This window comes from Thermaurantimonas aggregans, assembly GCF_003851885.1.
GTDB classification, from domain to species: Bacteria; Bacteroidota; Bacteroidia; order Flavobacteriales; family Schleiferiaceae; genus Thermaurantimonas; species Thermaurantimonas aggregans.
In genome coordinates this window covers 13,384-29,452 of the sequence record NZ_BHZE01000008.1, presented here as the reverse complement: position 1 = coordinate 29,452, position 16,069 = coordinate 13,384, and the positions used below count along the sequence as shown (strand labels likewise).

General features: G+C 44.5%; 15 protein-coding genes and 1 tRNA gene. 6 read left to right on the top strand and 10 right to left on the bottom strand.

The genetic code is table 11. From position 1 onward, the window contains the following. Nucleotides 1-10: 10 nt before the first annotated feature. Entirely contained in the window at nucleotides 11-1,051 is a 1,041-nt protein-coding gene (locus EIP89_RS05260; protein ID WP_124397618.1) for an ATP-grasp domain-containing protein, read from the bottom strand. Between the two features lies 1 nt (nucleotide 1,052). After that, nucleotides 1,053-1,301 (bottom strand): HPr-rel-A system PqqD family peptide chaperone, encoded by a 249-nt coding sequence (locus EIP89_RS05255; RefSeq protein WP_124397617.1) that lies wholly within the window; start codon nucleotides 1,299-1,301, stop codon nucleotides 1,053-1,055. A gap of 288 nt (nucleotides 1,302-1,589) precedes the next feature. Between EIP89_RS05255 and galE the strand changes: the two genes are divergently transcribed. After that, a complete protein-coding gene (galE, locus tag EIP89_RS05250; RefSeq protein ID WP_124397616.1) occupies nucleotides 1,590-2,612 on the top strand; it encodes a UDP-glucose 4-epimerase GalE in 1,023 nt (340 codons plus the stop codon). Nucleotides 2,613-2,639: 27 nt separating this feature from the next. On the opposite strand, the gene EIP89_RS05245 is transcribed toward galE, so the two are convergent. Beyond that, a complete protein-coding gene (locus EIP89_RS05245; RefSeq protein WP_160160525.1) occupies nucleotides 2,640-3,047 on the bottom strand; it encodes an Ig-like domain-containing protein in 408 nt (135 codons plus the stop codon). A gap of 65 nt (nucleotides 3,048-3,112) precedes the next feature. On the opposite strand from EIP89_RS05245, the gene EIP89_RS05240 reads away from it, so the two are divergent. Next, entirely contained in the window at nucleotides 3,113-3,544 is a 432-nt protein-coding gene (locus tag EIP89_RS05240; RefSeq protein ID WP_124397614.1) for a Fur family transcriptional regulator, read from the top strand. Nucleotides 3,545-3,554: 10 nt separating this feature from the next. On the opposite strand, the gene EIP89_RS05235 is transcribed toward EIP89_RS05240, so the two are convergent. Genes EIP89_RS05235 through EIP89_RS05225 form a run of 3 tightly spaced genes read right to left on the bottom strand, consistent with a single transcriptional unit; the run spans nucleotide 3,555 to nucleotide 5,555 of the window. Then, nucleotides 3,555-4,286, bottom strand: a complete 732-nt coding sequence (locus EIP89_RS05235) for a hypothetical protein (protein WP_124397613.1) — start codon at nucleotides 4,284-4,286, stop codon at nucleotides 3,555-3,557. Nucleotide 4,287: 1 nt separating this feature from the next. Further along, nucleotides 4,288-4,887: a hypothetical protein gene (locus tag EIP89_RS05230; protein WP_124397612.1), complete on the bottom strand. Its 600-nt coding sequence runs from the start codon at nucleotides 4,885-4,887 to the stop codon at nucleotides 4,288-4,290. Further along, nucleotides 4,884-5,555: a hypothetical protein gene (locus tag EIP89_RS05225; protein WP_124397611.1), complete on the bottom strand. Its 672-nt coding sequence runs from the start codon at nucleotides 5,553-5,555 to the stop codon at nucleotides 4,884-4,886. Before EIP89_RS05225 ends, EIP89_RS05230 begins: the two co-directional genes overlap by 4 nt. Before the next feature lie 134 nt (nucleotides 5,556-5,689). On the opposite strand from EIP89_RS05225, the gene EIP89_RS05220 reads away from it, so the two are divergent. Continuing rightward, nucleotides 5,690-7,114, top strand: a complete 1,425-nt coding sequence (locus EIP89_RS05220) for a CCA tRNA nucleotidyltransferase (protein WP_124397610.1) — start codon at nucleotides 5,690-5,692, stop codon at nucleotides 7,112-7,114. Between the two features lie 15 nt (nucleotides 7,115-7,129). Here EIP89_RS05220 and EIP89_RS05215 read toward each other — a convergent pair. The 4 genes from EIP89_RS05215 to EIP89_RS05200 all read right to left on the bottom strand — a co-directional run bounded on the left by EIP89_RS05215 (nucleotide 7,130) and on the right by EIP89_RS05200 (nucleotide 11,956). Next, nucleotides 7,130-7,216: transfer RNA gene (locus EIP89_RS05215), tRNA-Ser, on the bottom strand. Between the two features lie 358 nt (nucleotides 7,217-7,574). Then, nucleotides 7,575-8,201 carry an L-threonylcarbamoyladenylate synthase gene (locus EIP89_RS05210; RefSeq protein ID WP_124397609.1) on the bottom strand — a complete coding sequence of 209 codons (627 nt, stop codon included), beginning with the start codon at nucleotides 8,199-8,201 and terminating at the stop codon, nucleotides 7,575-7,577. Between the two features lie 15 nt (nucleotides 8,202-8,216). Further along, a complete protein-coding gene (locus tag EIP89_RS05205; protein ID WP_160160524.1) occupies nucleotides 8,217-9,491 on the bottom strand; it encodes a type IX secretion system plug protein in 1,275 nt (424 codons plus the stop codon). A gap of 62 nt (nucleotides 9,492-9,553) precedes the next feature. Then, nucleotides 9,554-11,956 carry an alpha-ketoacid dehydrogenase subunit alpha/beta gene (locus EIP89_RS05200; protein ID WP_124397607.1) on the bottom strand — a complete coding sequence of 801 codons (2,403 nt, stop codon included), beginning with the start codon at nucleotides 11,954-11,956 and terminating at the stop codon, nucleotides 9,554-9,556. 71 nt (nucleotides 11,957-12,027) lie between these two features. Here EIP89_RS05200 and EIP89_RS05195 point away from each other — a divergent pair, with 71 nt between their 5' ends. The 3 genes from EIP89_RS05195 (at nucleotide 12,028) to EIP89_RS05185 (ending at nucleotide 16,009) form a co-directional block, all read left to right on the top strand. Next, a complete protein-coding gene (locus EIP89_RS05195) occupies nucleotides 12,028-13,296 on the top strand; it encodes a 3-phosphoshikimate 1-carboxyvinyltransferase (RefSeq protein ID WP_148086788.1) in 1,269 nt (422 codons plus the stop codon). Between the two features lie 494 nt (nucleotides 13,297-13,790). After that, complete coding sequence (gene ffh, locus EIP89_RS05190) at nucleotides 13,791-15,122, top strand: signal recognition particle protein (protein ID WP_124397605.1); 1,332 nt, start codon at nucleotides 13,791-13,793, stop codon at nucleotides 15,120-15,122. An 11-nt stretch (nucleotides 15,123-15,133) separates the two neighbouring features. Beyond that, the gene (locus tag EIP89_RS05185; RefSeq protein WP_124397604.1) at nucleotides 15,134-16,009 is read left to right on the top strand and encodes a bifunctional 5,10-methylenetetrahydrofolate dehydrogenase/5,10-methenyltetrahydrofolate cyclohydrolase; all 876 of its coding nucleotides are present in this window, start codon (nucleotides 15,134-15,136) and stop codon (nucleotides 16,007-16,009) included. Nucleotides 16,010-16,069 lie beyond the last annotated feature (60 nt).

Genomic DNA, 16,069 nt, shown 5'->3' with positions numbered 1-16,069 from the left:
TGTTTGGGTTTTAGAGTTCGCCGGTAGTGGCTAATTTTTCAAATTCACTTAAATCGGTAATCAGATCGAAGGAATACCGAATAAACATTTTTCCAACCTGGTATGAGGTAAAGGGTTTGACTTTTTCGCCAAGGGCCATAAGAACAAGAGCTTCTGGTAAATTTTGGCCTGCAGCAACAGCCAGATACACCCATGCTGGTAATCTGGGATTTATTTCGATCATATAGAGCTTGTTGTCGGCAGTACGGATGAGCTCTAGCTCCATCCCACCCCTCCATTTCGTTTGAGAAATGATTTTGTGCGTGAGTTCCATCATGGCCGGATCGTCGAGGGTAATTCCACCCCAAGCCTTTCCCTTGTCGGTGATGTAGGTTTTTCGCATGGGTACAGCACCTATCGTTGTTCCCTGTCCGTCGCCTAAGGCTACTACGTTTACCTCTGTTCCTTTTATAAATTCCTGAATAACAATTGGCAATCCCCATTTAGCTGCTATTTTATTAAAATACATTGCAACCTGGTCAAAATCATAGGCTATGTAGGCGTCGTAAAATTTTCCTTTAACTACGACTGGAAACTCAAATTTATTTTTAATTTTTAAAAATTCTTGTATTGAAGTAATAGGTTCGCTGTAGGGTACATTTACGTTATATTTTTTTCCGAATTCTGGTAAATTTGATTTATGTCTTTCTTCAAATTGTTGTAATGTAGGTAAAAATGTTTTTATTCCCAAATCTCTTAAGATTTTTTCGGATTTCATGAAGGTGAAAAGCTCCGAATCGAAGTTTGGAATAAATACATCGATTTTCTCTCTTTCTTGAATGTATTTTATTCTGTCGAGCAGGGGTTCAACTCCATCAGAAGGGTAGGGAACTTTATATGTTTTATCTACTAAATCGTGCATGTAAGCGCCTGGTTCCAGATTTTCGTACGCTATGCCTACTATTCTGGCTTCAAATAACTTAGATTCTCTTAACCCTCTCAATACAGGAATACCAGGCCCTGGGCTATCGATGTTGTTTAAACCAGATAGACCAATAGTTAATTTTCTCATTTCACTCGTTTTCTGTCAAATGATACAGGCGAAGTGTTGAAATAAAATCTTGAAAATATCTTTCAAAAGTTTCTGAATCGATATCGTACTTCTCTGTTATTTTTTGAGAGATTTCTTCAAGCGAATATCCGTTTTTGAGCATGAGTAAAATTTCTAATCCTGTAGAATTAAGAGAATAAGATTCACCTGTAAATGGGTCGAATAAAAATCCTGTATCGCTAATAGCAATATTCTTTCGAATCTGTATCATTTTATTTGGATTTTAAGGTTCCAGAATTTTTAAGTAAAAGTATGTGTAGCAACATAAGTGTTATTATGATTATTGTCAGAAATCTCACTACATGGAATTTTAATAGATTTATTCTGTCCACTTTTTTGAGTCATCGACATTGAATCTTCTTTTAGCTCAATGATTGAGGTGATATTTATTTTTACGGAAATTGCTTTGGTAAATCGAATTAAAAAGAGGCATGTCTGAGCATTGTCATAGCCTTGTATTTTGTGTAACGTGTATTTTGGCTGAAAATTTTGAATAAATATGTCTAAAAAAATTCTTGTAACCGGCGGATTAGGCTATATCGGTTCGCATACGGCAGTGCAGCTTATAGAGCATGGATTTGAGCCAATAATTATTGACAATCTCAGCGAGTCGCCCATTGAGGTGAAGGATCGCATCGAGAAGATTGTCGGCCGGCCGGTGGTATTTGAAAAGGTTGAGATGTGTAATAAGGACGAGATGAATGCCCTTTTTACAAAATATCCAGATTTGGAAGGGGCTATTCACTTTGCGGCCTTTTTACTAGTAAATGAATCGGTTGAAAAACCTTTAAAATACTACTACAACAATTTGGTAAGTACGATCAATTTACTGGAATGTATGGCCGCCTACAAGATTCGGAATGTGGTGTTCAGTTCTTCATGCACAGTGTACGGAAATCCCGATAAATTGCCTGTAAGCGAAGATGCTCCGGTAAAACCAGCGGAATCGCCCTATGGAAATACGAAGAAAATGTCAGAAGAAATTCTTCGCGATACGGCTGCTACCGGAGCTGTGGATGTGATTTCGCTAAGATATTTTAATCCCATAGGTGCTCACGAGAGCGGCATAATTGGCGAGTTTCAAGACGGGCCGCCACACCACCTTGTTCCCTACATCACAGAGACAGCCATAGGTAAACGCCCAGAATTGAAAATCTTCGGGGGAGACTACAATACGCCTGATGGCACTTGCATTCGCGATTACATACACGTAGTAGATATTGCCGATGCACATATCTATGCGCTCAATCGCATGCTACAGGGCAAGATGGAAAAGTCGTTTGAGGTTTACAATTTAGGAACGGGTGAAGGGTACTCGGTATTGCAGATGGTAAAGGCCTTTGAAGAAGCTACTGGCATTGCCATACCTTATCGAATTGTAGATCGAAGGCCGGGTGATGTAGAAGCAGTGTATGCTGATACGCGTCTGGCTAATGAAAAGCTCGGCTGGAAGGCAAAATATTCTTTGGTCGATATGCTTCGCTCAGCCTGGAAGTTTGAGCAATCGCTCATGCATCAATAAAAAAAGCTGCCAGTCCGGCAGCTTTTTTTATAAATCGACGTGAAATTCATGGGTTCGTTCGGCCTTATTGCCCGCAGCATCTTCAGCAGTTACTATTAGAACATAGTCAGCATGGCCTTCACCTGCTTCAGCTATCCACCAAGAATTGATGTTTACCTCTCTTGAGTGGCTGTGTCGATGAAGCTTATATTTTTCAGCTCCTGTTACTTTATCGTTAATAAATACATCGACTTCATGCAATTCAACATTGTCTAAAACATTGATTTGTATAAAGACGGTATCACCAACTCTGAAAGCCGACTCATTCGGTCTTATAATCGATATGGTTGGCGGGATGTTGTCGTTTTTGTCGTGCTCGTGATCGTCTTTTTCACAAGCAGCAATTGAAACTATGACAGCCAGTAAGGCAAATTTGAATACTTTTGACTTCATCATACTTTTGTTTTAAAAGTTATATGCAACAGTGATGCAAATATAAATGCGTTTCTTTAAATGTAACAATGATGCATTTAGAAAATCTTTCAGCTGAAGACTTGCTTAGAAAGGCTAATTTGAAGGTAACCAAATGGCGCAAGGTGCTGCTGCAGAAGATTATGGACAATGAAAGCGGAATATCTTATTCCGACTTATCTCAGTCAGAAGATTTTACGGGCCATAGGGTTACCCTGTACAGAGCATTGATTGATCTGGAGGAGGCTGGATTAGTGGAAAAATTACGTGATGCTACCGGGGCGGTGAAGTACATGCTCAAGACCGCAGAAGGTCAAAGTCATAAACTGCACCCTCATTTTAGCTGTAGAGTTTGCAACTCAATGGTTTGTTTATCTGATATTGATTTGCCTAAGATAGTGCTTCCGCCCGGTTTTAAGAATGAGCAGATGGTTTGCCTGGTGTATGGCCTTTGCAGCAAATGCAACGCCTCAATGGCGTAAGTATGTTTACCTAATCACGATATAGGCTATACACCAATCCGAGATTAATTGTAAGACCTCGAAAATCGGCACGCACGTGTTCGTTTCTGCCTTTATAGATATAGTTGAGGTAATAGTCATCAAGTTCAGCATCCGGATCATCGTAGAAAGAATCGTCAAATAATTCTGTTTTTAGCTCCTTGATGGGGATCATGTGTCCCATCCAGAACATTTTAAAATAAAAACCAAGGCGTCGTTGTATTCCTGTATAAAACGAAAACCCGATCCCCATAACGGGATAACCTCCAGAGTATTCTCTTCTGAATGAAGGAGTGTTTTGAACGGTATGTACAATTCTAGAAGCGCTGTATCCCATTGGCACATGTAAAAATATAGAAGAATTGCTACCCAAACCACCTCCAAATATCATTGGAATTAAATATTGATTCAGCGTTAAATCAAAATTGACTTTTCCATCAGAATTAGTGGAGTAGCTTGTATGAGATGTAAGTCTTCTGTAGTGAAAATTAAAGGGTAAAACTGTGCCTAAATTAGGAATTTCTATCCCTACTTCAAAGCCATGCGCAAACCAAAAATTTCCCAACTTATCTGTTACATCTGGATTTTCATTTATCATATCTGCAAACCTACCGAAAGAACGAGATGTAGCGGTACCAAAGACATAACTACCTACTGCATTCACACTTAATTGAGCATATAGGTTGACATTAAGTAGTAGAAAAAATAACAAGATATCTTTCATACTAAACGAACTTAATTGCATTTAAAATTTTATCGAAATATTTTTCTCGATTGATTTCGAAGTTTTTTTCAAAATCTTTTATGAAAATCATATACACTTTTTCATCAAAAGTCTTTATGTATAACTGTAGCAAGTAATCATTTGGTTTTTCCTCAAAAGTATTTTGTTGTTTTTTAGAAAAAACATACCATGTTCCTGAGGAATATTTTACTTCTTTAGGTTCACTCAGGTGTTCCAGTAAATTTTCATCGTATTGATTGGAATATTCGTCGAAAAACAGTTCTAAAAGATCGCGTTCAAAAGTTTCAGAAGTCTGAGTTAAATTTTTCAGGGCGCTGTTGGTATTGAGATCTCCGATCAGTACGAAGAGTTCTGCTCCGGCATCCTGTCCTGTAGCACGGTTTCCTGACCATGATTTGGGAGAGAAGCTCCAGGAGCTATCAACCATAGATAAAGTGGTAAAATCATTGTTTACAAAATCAAATGACCAGCCCTCCGGAAGTGTAAGTTGAAGAATGCCACATTGATATTGACTTTCTCGATATTTGTTGCAAGAGGTTGTTAGCCAAATAGTTGCAATGATTAAAGACAGCTTTTTCACTTGATTTCTTTTAAGGTAAGGGTAAATTGGGGCAGCTTCATGTACACAATTAGTGGGCTGCGCGAGTTAGCTTGCACCCATATCTCATGATGCGAAGCATACGAAGGATCAATGTAATTAAAACTTTCGTTGTCAACGAGTTTGTAAGCCTCTAGCGTGTATTTCTTTTTTTTGTTTCTCACTGTTACATCCATGGCGGGATTTCCAAATAATTCGAAAAGTGTAACGGGTTTTTGATCAATGTAAATAGTTTGTTCTGATCGCTCGTGGTATGACTTTCGGGAGAGAAATATGGCAGACATATTAGATTTCAACATTGTGATGCCTGGGAAAAAGAAGTTAACATATTTATCGGCATCGCTCAGTGCATTGCATGAGACGTAAATGCTTCCCTTACCACCTTTGGAAGATGTAGATATCCAATCCATTACAGTACAGTATTGATCGGAATTTTCATCAAAGGGGTCATACTGTTTTAAAAAGATTTTAAATAGATATGTTTCGCCAGCATCAGTCTGAACCTCGTAAATCAGTGAATCGCCAGCGGAAGGATTATACACAAAGCACTTTTTGCGACTTCCTGTTTCAAACTTTGGCAGATTTGCTGACTGAGCATTTACAGCATGGTAGGCGATGACGCTGAGAACTGCAGCGAAGAAGATTCGCATATTGATTTGATTTTTATCAAATGTCAGTGCAACAAATAATTTCAGCGATACTTCATTTGCATGAAATCGGAGCAGAGTAGTGGAAGAAGCTACTTGGTAGAGGGGCTGTATTTTTGCGAGGTTAAATATTACAGATGGATTTAAGCGATGCCATAGAGCTTGAAGTATTTGACATTGTGGCTAAATGCGCAGACGAATTGCGAGTACCTGCATATGTAATAGGTGGATATGTGAGAGATTTTTTACTCAAAAGGCCACTGCCATCTGACATTGACATAGTGTGTGTGGGGAGCGGAATAGCTTTGGCTGAGCGTTTTGCGACAGCTATTGGCCGCTCTGACGATTTGGTGGTTTTTAAAAATTTTGGAACGGCGATGGTTCCCTTCCGAAACCTTCAAGTCGAATTTGTAGGAGCTCGAAAAGAATCGTACAGCCGAGATTCGCGTAAGCCGATTGTGGAGGAAGGAACGTTGCAAGATGATCAGAATCGCCGTGATTTTACCATTAATGCCCTTGCAATAGCGCTAAATGGTGAAAACAGAGGGCAATTGGTAGATCCGTTTGGAGGGATTGCTCATTTGAGCCTTGGCATTATTAAAACGCCTTTAGATCCGGAGTTGACTTTTTCTGATGATCCGCTGCGCATGATGCGTGCAGTGCGCTTTGCGGCTCAATTGCAGTTTAAGATAGATCCCAAGACATTTGAAGGCATACAGACACAGGCACACCGAATCAAAATTGTGTCGCGCGAGCGCATAAGCGATGAGCTTCACAAAATCATGCTAGCTCCCAGGCCATCTGTGGGTTTGGCACTGATGTTTGAAACCGGATTGATGAAACTCATCTTGCCTGAGGTACATGCGCTGCACGGGGTAGATGAGGTAGATGGCCATAATCACAAAGAAAACTTCTACCACACGCTTGAGGTGGTGGACAACGTGGCAAAGCGCTCCACCAATCTATGGCTTCGCTATGCTGCCTTACTACACGATATAGGAAAACCAGTGACAAAAAAGCTCGATCCGGAGCTAGGGTGGACCTTTCATGGACATGAATTGGTGGGTAGCCGAATGGTCAAAAAAATCTTTGAGCGAATGAAGTGGCCACTCGGACAACCGCTTTCGTATGTTCAAAAGCTCGTGGCACTGAGCTCAAGACCTGCCGCACTTACTTTGGATAATACTACCGACTCGGCCATAAGACGACTGCTTTTTGAGGCTGGGGAAGACATCGACGACTTGATGATCTTATGTGAGTCGGATATAACCACCAAGAATCCGATCAAAAAACAAAAGTTCCTCGACAACTACGCACAGCTTCGACAGAAATTTTTTGAAATCGAAGAAAAAGATCGCTTGCGCAACTGGCAGCCACCTCTTTCGGGCGACGACATCATGCAAATGTTTGGCCTTAAGCCTTCTAAAATTGTGGGAATTCTCAAAGACAGCCTAAAAGACGCGATTTTAGATGGATTGATACCGAACGATAAAGAAGCTGCTGAACGCTTTTTGAAAGAGAAATACTCAGAAATTCAAAAACAGGAAATTTCCAAAATTTAAGAAAGAAAACCAAAGCGGTGAGGGGGGGATTCGAACCCCCGGTACCCTATCGGGTACGACAGTTTAGCAAACTGTTGGTTTAAGCCTCTCACCCACCTCACCAATCGTATAAAGAACGCTGTCAAAAACGAGCTGCAAATGTACGCGTCTGTTCGGTTTGTACCAATATTTGTGTAAAACTTTTGTTTTTGATTGTTTAACAGCGTAAAAAGTGTGAAAAACTCCGGCAGAACTCACAGATTGGTGCAGAAAAAGTTTTAGTTGTAGTTAAAGTTAAAGTTTTAAATAGTGGATGGAGGCCGCTGCCGCGTGAGGGATAGTAGCGAATATGAGCGGAAAGTCACAGACGATATCAGCAAGAGCTGATTTGGTTGGATAAACCTGACCTCGGCGAAAGTGCAAACTGAGCCTTGAAGAAGAGCACACCTAGATAAAAAACTGTTTGAAAAAAGGAGTAATGTCAAAGGATGTCGAGGGGGCCAATGCCTTCGCGTAATACCTCTGGCTGGCCTCCGGTTAGGTCGATCACAGTAGAGGCATAGAGCTGACCAATGCCGCCATCGATGACGTAATCTACTTCGTTTTTGTAGCGTTCGTAAATGAGTTCAGGGTCGGTGAAGTATTCCTGGATGTCGTCTTCCTCGTCGTGTACGCTGCTGGCTATAATGGGAAAGTCGAGTTCGCGCACAAGGGTACGAGGTATGGTGTGATCGGGAATGCGGATACCGACGGTTTTTTTGTTGTGCTTAAAGTAGCGAGGGATGGCGTTTGAGGCATCAAGGATGAAGGTATAAGGACCCGGCAATGCCCGGCGAAGGAGCTTGTAGGTGGGATTATCGACAGAACGGGTAAATTCTGAGAGGCGGCTCAGATCGTCGAAGATGATGGAAAAATCGGCTTTTTCGGGCTTTATGCTCTTGAGGCGAGCAATGTGTTCGATGGCTTTTTGCTTGCGCAGGTCGCAGCCAAATGAGTACACGGTGTCGGTAGGATATATAATGACGGCTCCCTCCTGTAGGGCTTGGACAACCTCGGAGATGAGGCGAGGTTGAGGATTGTCGGGATGTATGCGCAGCAATTTTGCCATCGTGAAGTGTAAGTATTAGCGTCGTGAAGAGAGTCGGGCAAATCCGATAACGCGGTCGTATCGGATACCTATCTCGCGGTGATAAAAAATGGCGGTGTATTCGTTTTCGGTTTCCCAATAGCTGCCTTCGATAGGCATAAGATCAGCCTGACCATTGTCGGTCTGGAGGGCGTACAAGTAATTGTAATAGCCTTGTTTTAGTAGGATTTTAGCAGTATAGGCGCGTTTTTCGTAGTCGTAGTTCATGCGGTATTCAGGCAGGAGTTGCCAATCAGAAAGCTGGCCCCAAACAAAGATGTCACCTTCGGCAAAGGGTGTGGGAACTATCAATTGAAAATCGACCCATGCGTAATCGCTCTCGGTATGTGGGTTGCTGGAGTTTTGACGACGAATGACATACTGTCCATTGATGTCTTGCCAGAAGACGTAGCGGTCGGCTCGGCGGGGAGATTCGCGGAAGAGATAGACATTCCAGTTGTTTTGGTCGAGTTCGGTTTTCATCATTCCGATGCCGAGTACTTGTAGATTTTTCATGTCGAAAACTCGAAACTCATTGCCGGCCTGAAAGAGGTTTTCGCCGTTGTCATAATTGTAAATGATACGGCCTTGCTGCACAAAAAGAGGTTTAAGGGTGGTCAGGGCATTGTCCCAGCGTTGGTTTTGGAGTATGGTGAGATTTAAATCTACGTAGGGATCAGGAATTATGTAGCCGGCGTGGTTGAGGTAGATGTCCACCTCCTGATGTGTGTTGTTATAGCGAACGTCCGTGGGACGGCGAACTTCCATTCCGACGTTTGTAACCTCTTCATATACAATGAATCTGCGTGTTAAAACGGGTTTATTTATGCTGTTTTCATACACAATCAGTAGGTAATTGCCTGATATCTTAAATTGAACGTTTTGGTTGGGGAATGTAAGATAGAAATGGGTGTAAGGGTAAAAGGTGTTAAAGGAGAATTCGTAATTCTGTATGAAATTGTCGGTCATGCCATTGAGGTACTCATTTTTTGAAAGCCTGGAAGGAGTCCAATCGGCATTGCAGTGTACAAAGGTATATTGGTAGTTTTTAACTCCTTCGTCCATATCGTCGAAGCGCAAGATGAGTCGATCGCCCGAATTGAGCCTGATTGCGGGGAAGCCCGTTTCATTTCCTACGGGATGAAGCAATATGGTTTTGACGTTTGGGGTGTACGTTTTGTTTTCATATACAATTTCTTGAGCCGCAACGCTTTGGCTTAGCAACAGCTTTACAGCGGCCGTAAGAAGTAATCGCTTGATATTAAGCACCATAGGCTTTTTTAACAAAGAAACAGATTCCCATAGGTTAATAACCATGCCGTGAAAATAATGAACTATGCAAATCGATAAGGTTCAGCTTCTTTCACCAATTCAATAACTAGGTCGCAGAGGTCGTCGGCTGATGGTTTGCTGAAGTAGTCTCCGTCAGATCCGTAGGCTGGTCTATGATCTTTGGAGGTAAGAGTGCGAGGTGCGGAATCGAGCCAGCGATAGCCGCCTTGTACTTCAAGAACCTGTTGCATCATGTAGGCTGAGGCACCACCGGGTACATCTTCGTCGAAGAAGATGATTCGGTTGGTCTTTTGGAGGCTTTTTACGATGTCGTGGTTTCGATCGAAGGGTATGAGCGATTGTACGTCAATTATTTCTATATCGATGCCAATGCGGGTAAGCTCTTCGGCTGCTTCCATCGCTATGCGGCAGTTTGAGCCGTAGGTTACCACTGTTACGTCTTTTCCTTCGCGTATGGTTTCTACCACGCCGATTGGGGTGCGGATGTCAGAAAGGTTGTCAGGGATGCGCTCTTTGAGGCGATAGCCGTTCAGGCACTCAATTATCAGGGCAGTATCATCGCTGTCGAGCATCGTGTTGTAGAATCCGGCTGCTTTGGTCATGTTTCGTGGTACCAGGATGTAAATGCCGCGCATCGAATGAACGATGGCTCCCATGGGTGAGCCTGAGTGCCAGATGCCCTCAAGCCTGTGACCTCTTGTACGAACAATTACGGGAGCCTTCTGCCCACCTACCGTACGGTACTGTACGGTAGCGAGATCATCGCTCATGATTTGTAGTGCATAGAGTAGATAATCGAGGTATTGAATCTCGGCTATTGGTCGCAAGCCGCGCATGGCCAATCCAATTCCTTGACCTAAAATGGTTGCCTCGCGAATTCCAGTATCGGCTACACGCATTTCGCCATGCTTGGCCTGCAGTCCTTCAAGGCCTTGGTTTACATCGCCTATTTTTCCACTGTCTTCGCCGAAGATGAGCACTTCCGGACGATTGGCCAGCAATTGGTCAAAGTTTTCGCGCAGTACCACACGCGCGTCCACTTCGGGCGATTGGTCTGAATACACCGGCTTTACTTCCTTTACGTTCAGAGCTGAAAGAGGGCTCTCGCTGTAGAGGTGGCTGCTGTAGCGACGTTGGTACGTGTCGGTGTAAGTTTTTATCCAGCTTTCAAGCGCTTGGCGTGCTGGAGAATTTTCGCGAATGGTAAGGCGAAGTGCCTTGCGCACAGTCGAAAGTATGTCACGACGCAGGGGCTCGGTGAGCTTGCCGAGTTGTTCGCTCATCGAGGTAATTTCGGCTCCTGCAGCCGACACTGCAGCCAATTGTTGTAGTAGTCCAATGGCGTGAGCACGTTCATTTACGATGGGCGTCAGATAGTTTTGCCAAGCGCGATTTTTGGCATCGCGGGCGGCTTTTTTAGCGTTTTTTTCGATTTCGTCGAGCTCTTCTGGAGTAGCTATGCCATTTCGCTCTATCCAGAGGCGCATCTGTCGAATGCAGTCGTACTCGCGCTCCCACTCCAGGCGTTCCTTGCTCTTGTAGCGCTCATGCGATCCTGAAGTGGAATGCCCCTGTGGCTGAGTCATTTCCACTACGTGAATCAGCACAGGCACATGTTCGGTACGGGCGATGTGTTCAGCCTTTTTGTAGGTATCGATCAGGGCAGGGTAGTCCCATCCTTTTACCACAAAGATTTCATAACCCGGCTTTTCACCTCGCTGGAAGCCAGAGAGAATTTCACTGATGCTTTCTTTAGTCGTTTGGTATTCGCTGTGTACAGAGATGCCGTAGTCATCGTCCCACACGCTCACGACCATGGGTATTTGCAATACCCCAGCCGCGTTGATAGCTTCGAAAAAAAGCCCTTCGCTTGTAGAGGCGTTACCTATTGTGCCCCAGGCAATTTCGTTTCCGTTGTTCGAAAATTTGTTTTTTTCACCCCATTCGCCCATATGGCGATACACCTTGCTCGCCTGAGCTAGGCCCACCAGGCGAGGCATTTGCGAAGCTGTAGGCGATATGTCGGCCGACGAATTCTTCATTTTTACCAGCTCTTTCCACTGGCCGTTTTCATCGAGACTTCGGGTGGCGAAGTGCCCGTTCATCTGTCTGCCACCGGAGGCAGGCTCATTGTTTAAATCAGTATCAGCATATAAACTGGCGAAAAATTCCTGGGTAGTTAGGGCTCCGATAGCCATCATAAACGTCTGATCGCGGTAATATCCCGAGCGAAAATCTCCCGGCTTAAAAGCCTTTGCCCAGGCAATCTGGGCTACTTCTTTTCCGTCGCCGAAAATGCCAAATTTGGCCTTGCCGGTGAGTACTTCTCGGCGGCCGATGAGGCTTGCCTCGCGCGATTCTATTGCCAGGGCATAATCGTTAAGCACCTCTGTTTTGTTTAGTTCAAAGTCTGTCTGAAGTGCTTCGCCAGTGATGTGATTCATACCAGATTTCAATGTAGAATTTTGGCAAAAATAGCCTGTTGCCGCCAAAGAATTGGGATATTTGCCCCACAATGGACCTTTCGCCCGAAAACAGCTCATATCTTCGACTTTGGCACTCCACAGGTCAGCTCTGCGGCCGCATAGAACTGCCCGGTTCTAAGAGCGAGTCTAATCGCTTGCTTATCCTGTCAGCCATCTATCCAGATACATTGAAAATCAAAGGTTTATCTACAGCCGACGACACGCAGCTGCTCCAGCAAATCCTCACAAGTAAACAGTCACTGGGTTCAGTCCATTGTCGCATGGCCGGCACAGCCTACAGATTTTTAACAGCTTATTACGCTGCAACTCCTGGGGCTCATGTACTATTAACGGGTTCTGATCGCATGTTCGAGCGCCCTATTGGCCCGCTCGTCGATGCACTTCGCCAATTGGGTGCCGACATTCAGTACGTCGGCAAGGAAGGCTTCCCACCGCTCGAAATTAAAGGTACGCAGCTCACCGGCGGACTAGTCACCGTCGACGGTTCTACGAGCAGCCAGTTTATCACCGCGCTCATGCTCATTGGCTGTAGTTTACCTCTGGGATTGAAAATTCACATCCAGGGCTATCCAGTATCGGTTCCATACATTTATCTCACTGCCTCCACCCTTTGGCAAGTAGGCCTTAAGGTCGACGTTCGGCTGCCCGAGATTCATTTGTATCCATCGAGTCCAAAAAAGTCAGTCGTACGGGTAGAACCAGACTGGTCAGCTGCTTCGTATTGGTACTTAATGGCTTTGCTCAGCCAACGTGCCGAAATCTATCTGCCTGGCTTAAGAATTCCAAGCATGCAGGGCGACTCAGTCGTGCGAGGCTATTTTGATGCGCTTGGCGTAGAAACCGTATTCCTCGGCTCAGGCATTCGTATCTTCAAAAAAACACAATCTCAAAACCAATCACTCCAGCTCGATCTTAGAGATACACCTGACATAGCACAAACCCTGGCAGTAGCTCTGGCAGCTATCGGTCAAAGTGGTACACTCACTGGCCTCGACACCCTGCCCCTCAAGGAAACCGACCGCCTGCTAGCCCTCCATAACGAACTTACCCGTTGTGGAGCCAGGGTTGAGAGCCATACCCATTCATTAACCATTCGTTCGTCATTACACCTCAAACAAAATCAGCTGATTCATACCTATGGTGACCACCGCATGGCAATGGCATTTGCCCCATTAGCCCTCCTTAGTCCCATAGTTATTCAAAATCCTTCTGTTGTGTCCAAAAGCTATCCCACCTTTTGGCAAGATTTGAAAAAAGTCGGTTTTTCCATCGAATACCTCAACTCTGCAAAAGAGTAATTTTCATTCTTTTTTCTTTTTTATTTGGGCGTGCCCCAGGCAAGGGGCCGGAAGGCACCTTCGCCTGGGTCGGGCTAGTGGCTCATACTCGCCTTGCAGGTGTGGGCGGCACATCGCGCTGTGTTGTCTGCCCTCTGGGTCAGCCAGCCTCGCGCTGTGTGCCGCAGTGCCACACCTGCTACAGCTCATATCCGCCACTATCCCTCACGCGGCAGCGGCCTCCAGCCGCTTTTTTACTTTAACAAAAACTTAAACCAATACAATTTTTTCTTGATTTCTGAAAGTTCCGCGGAAAAAATCTACCCCACTTGATCGCCGAAGGCAATAGAGAAAAAAAAGGCCAGGAGGTGAGTAATTTTTTAAGTTAAAGATCAAAGACCAGCAACACCGAAACAGATTTTTAACCTCTTAACAATTCCCTCTTTTCACCGCATTTATGCCCGATCATAGCTGCTAAGCAGTACCTTTGCACACCGAAAACCTAAAGGAAAAAAATGTTTGAAAATTTAACCGATAAGCTCGAAAAAGCCTTTCATATACTCAAAGGGCACGGTCGCATTACTGAAGTAAACGTAGCCGACACCCTCAAAGAAGTGCGCAGAGCTCTGCTCGACGCCGACGTCAACTTTAAAATCGCCAAGGAATTCACCAATACAGTCAAAGAAAAAGCACTCGGCCAGAAAGTGCTTACTTCCCTGCAGCCAGGTCAGTTGCTGGTTAAGATTGTTCGCGATGAAATGGCTGCCCTAATGGGAGGCCAGGCTTCAGACATCAATCTGCAAGGAGCACCCGCAGTAATACTTATTGCAGGCCTTCAGGGTTCAGGTAAAACGACTTTCTCAGCAAAACTCGCGAGCTACATCAAGCGAAAAAAAGGACGCAACCCGATGCTCGTAGCTGCTGACGTCTATCGTCCTGCGGCCATCGATCAACTCAAGGTATTGGGCCAGCAAATCAATGTTCCGGTATTTTCGATTCCGGAGAATATGAATCCGGTTGAAATTGCCCAAAAAGGCATTGAAGAGGCCAAAAGACTGGGACATAACGTTGTAATCATCGACACGGCCGGTCGCCTCTCGATCGACGAACAGATGATGCGCGAAATCGCAGAAATCCATAAGACTGTCAAGCCTTCGGAAACCCTCTTCGTGGTAGATGCCATGACGGGTCAAGATGCAGTGAATACAGCTAAGGCCTTTAACGATGTTTTGGACTACGACGGAGTGGTACTCACTAAGCTCGACGGTGACACGCGTGGTGGTGCAGCACTGTCGATACGGGCTACGGTCAATAAGCCCATCAAGTTCGTAGGTACTGGCGAAAAAGTGGATGCACTAGATGTATTCCACCCCGATCGCATGGCTGACCGCATTCTTGGCATGGGCGATGTGGTATCGCTCGTGGAACGTGCCCAGGAGCAATACAACGAAGAGGAAGCCCGCAAACTCAATAAAAAAATTGCTACTAACAAATTTGACTTCGAAGACTTCTACAATCAAATTCAGCAAATCAAAAAGATGGGCAACGTAAAAGACCTTATGGGAATGTTGCCCGGCGTCAACAAAATGATTAAGGACTTTGATATCGACGAAAATGCCTTTAAGCATGTAGAAGCCATTATACTCTCGATGACCCCTCAGGAGCGCAGAAATCCGGAAATACTCAATGGCTCGCGCAAAAAGCGCATCGCTTTAGGAAGTGGCCGCGACATAACAGAAGTAAACCGGCTGATCAAACAATTTGAAGATATGAAAAAAATAATGCGCATGATGCAGTCAGGTGGTCCGAGAGGTCTGGCCGGAATGATGCGAGGTATGCGATCTTAATTTGGTATTACATGATTTTGCTCGATGGTATAAAGACTTCTCAGGACCTTCGAAATGAAATTGCTGAAGAGGTTGAGCACATTGTAAAAAACGGTGGTAAACGCCCACACCTTGCTGCTGTGCTCGTGGGCAACAACGGTGCGTCAGTCACTTACGTAAATGCCAAGATTAAAGCCTGCGAAGAGGTGGGCTTTAAATCTACTTTAGTGAAACTTTCTGACACCATTTCTGAAGGAGAACTGCTTGCTGAAGTAAAGAAGCTTAACGAAGATCCCGAAATCGATGGATTTATCGTTCAACTTCCGCTTCCGGTCCAGATTGACGAAAAGAAAATAATACTGGCAATCCGCCCCGATAAAGACGTTGATGGCTTTCATCCTGAGAATGTAGGTAGAATGGCATTGGGAATGTCTGGTTTTGTACCGGCTACTCCCGCAGGCATCATTGAGCTGCTCGATCGCTACAACATTGAAACCGGTGGCAAGCACTGTGTTGTGCTGGGCCGTAGCCACATTGTGGGTCAGCCTATTGCCATGCTTATGGCTCGCAATACTTACCCAGGAAACAGTACCGTGACCCTCTGCCACAGCCATACACGTAACCTTACCGACATCATCCGCTCTGCCGATATACTCATCGCAGCTGTTGGACGGCCAAACTTTGTAACAGCTGATATGGTGAAGGACGGCGTAGTGGTTGTGGACGTCGGAATTACGCGAATCGTCGATAAAACCAAAAAATCTGGCTATCGCATTGTGGGGGATGTAGACTTCAACGGTGTAAGTCAGAAGGCCGCTTTCATCACTCCCGTGCCAGGAGGTGTAGGTCCTATGACAATTGTTTCGCTTTTAAAAAATACACTTAAAGCCGCTCGTGGAAAATCTTAAGTAGAGTGCAAGTTTTTGTAAAAAATCAATAGAGTTTAATCTTAGAAGAAAATAGCCCAA

What these genes read in the sequence shown, in the direction of transcription:
- EIP89_RS05260 (WP_124397618.1), bottom strand. Translation starts at nt 1,051, where the DNA reads ATGAGAAAATTAACTATTGGTCTATCTGGTTTAAACAACATCGATAGC.
- EIP89_RS05255 (WP_124397617.1), bottom strand. Translation starts at nt 1,301, where the DNA reads ATGATACAGATTCGAAAGAATATTGCTATTAGCGATACAGGATTTTTA.
- galE (WP_124397616.1), top strand. Translation starts at nt 1,590, where the DNA reads ATGTCTAAAAAAATTCTTGTAACCGGCGGATTAGGCTATATCGGTTCG.
- EIP89_RS05245 (WP_160160525.1), bottom strand. Translation starts at nt 3,047, where the DNA reads ATGATGAAGTCAAAAGTATTCAAATTTGCCTTACTGGCTGTCATAGTT.
- EIP89_RS05240 (WP_124397614.1), top strand. Translation starts at nt 3,113, where the DNA reads ATGATGCATTTAGAAAATCTTTCAGCTGAAGACTTGCTTAGAAAGGCT.
- EIP89_RS05235 (WP_124397613.1), bottom strand. Translation starts at nt 4,286, where the DNA reads ATGAAAGATATCTTGTTATTTTTTCTACTACTTAATGTCAACCTATAT.
- EIP89_RS05225 (WP_124397611.1), bottom strand. Translation starts at nt 5,555, where the DNA reads ATGCGAATCTTCTTCGCTGCAGTTCTCAGCGTCATCGCCTACCATGCT.
- EIP89_RS05220 (WP_124397610.1), top strand. Translation starts at nt 5,690, where the DNA reads ATGGATTTAAGCGATGCCATAGAGCTTGAAGTATTTGACATTGTGGCT.
- EIP89_RS05210 (WP_124397609.1), bottom strand. Translation starts at nt 8,201, where the DNA reads ATGGCAAAATTGCTGCGCATACATCCCGACAATCCTCAACCTCGCCTC.
- EIP89_RS05205 (WP_160160524.1), bottom strand. Translation starts at nt 9,491, where the DNA reads ATGGTGCTTAATATCAAGCGATTACTTCTTACGGCCGCTGTAAAGCTG.
- EIP89_RS05200 (WP_124397607.1), bottom strand. Translation starts at nt 11,956, where the DNA reads ATGAATCACATCACTGGCGAAGCACTTCAGACAGACTTTGAACTAAAC.
- EIP89_RS05195 (WP_148086788.1), top strand. Translation starts at nt 12,028, where the DNA reads ATGGACCTTTCGCCCGAAAACAGCTCATATCTTCGACTTTGGCACTCC.
- ffh (WP_124397605.1), top strand. Translation starts at nt 13,791, where the DNA reads ATGTTTGAAAATTTAACCGATAAGCTCGAAAAAGCCTTTCATATACTC.
- EIP89_RS05185 (WP_124397604.1), top strand. Translation starts at nt 15,134, where the DNA reads ATGATTTTGCTCGATGGTATAAAGACTTCTCAGGACCTTCGAAATGAA.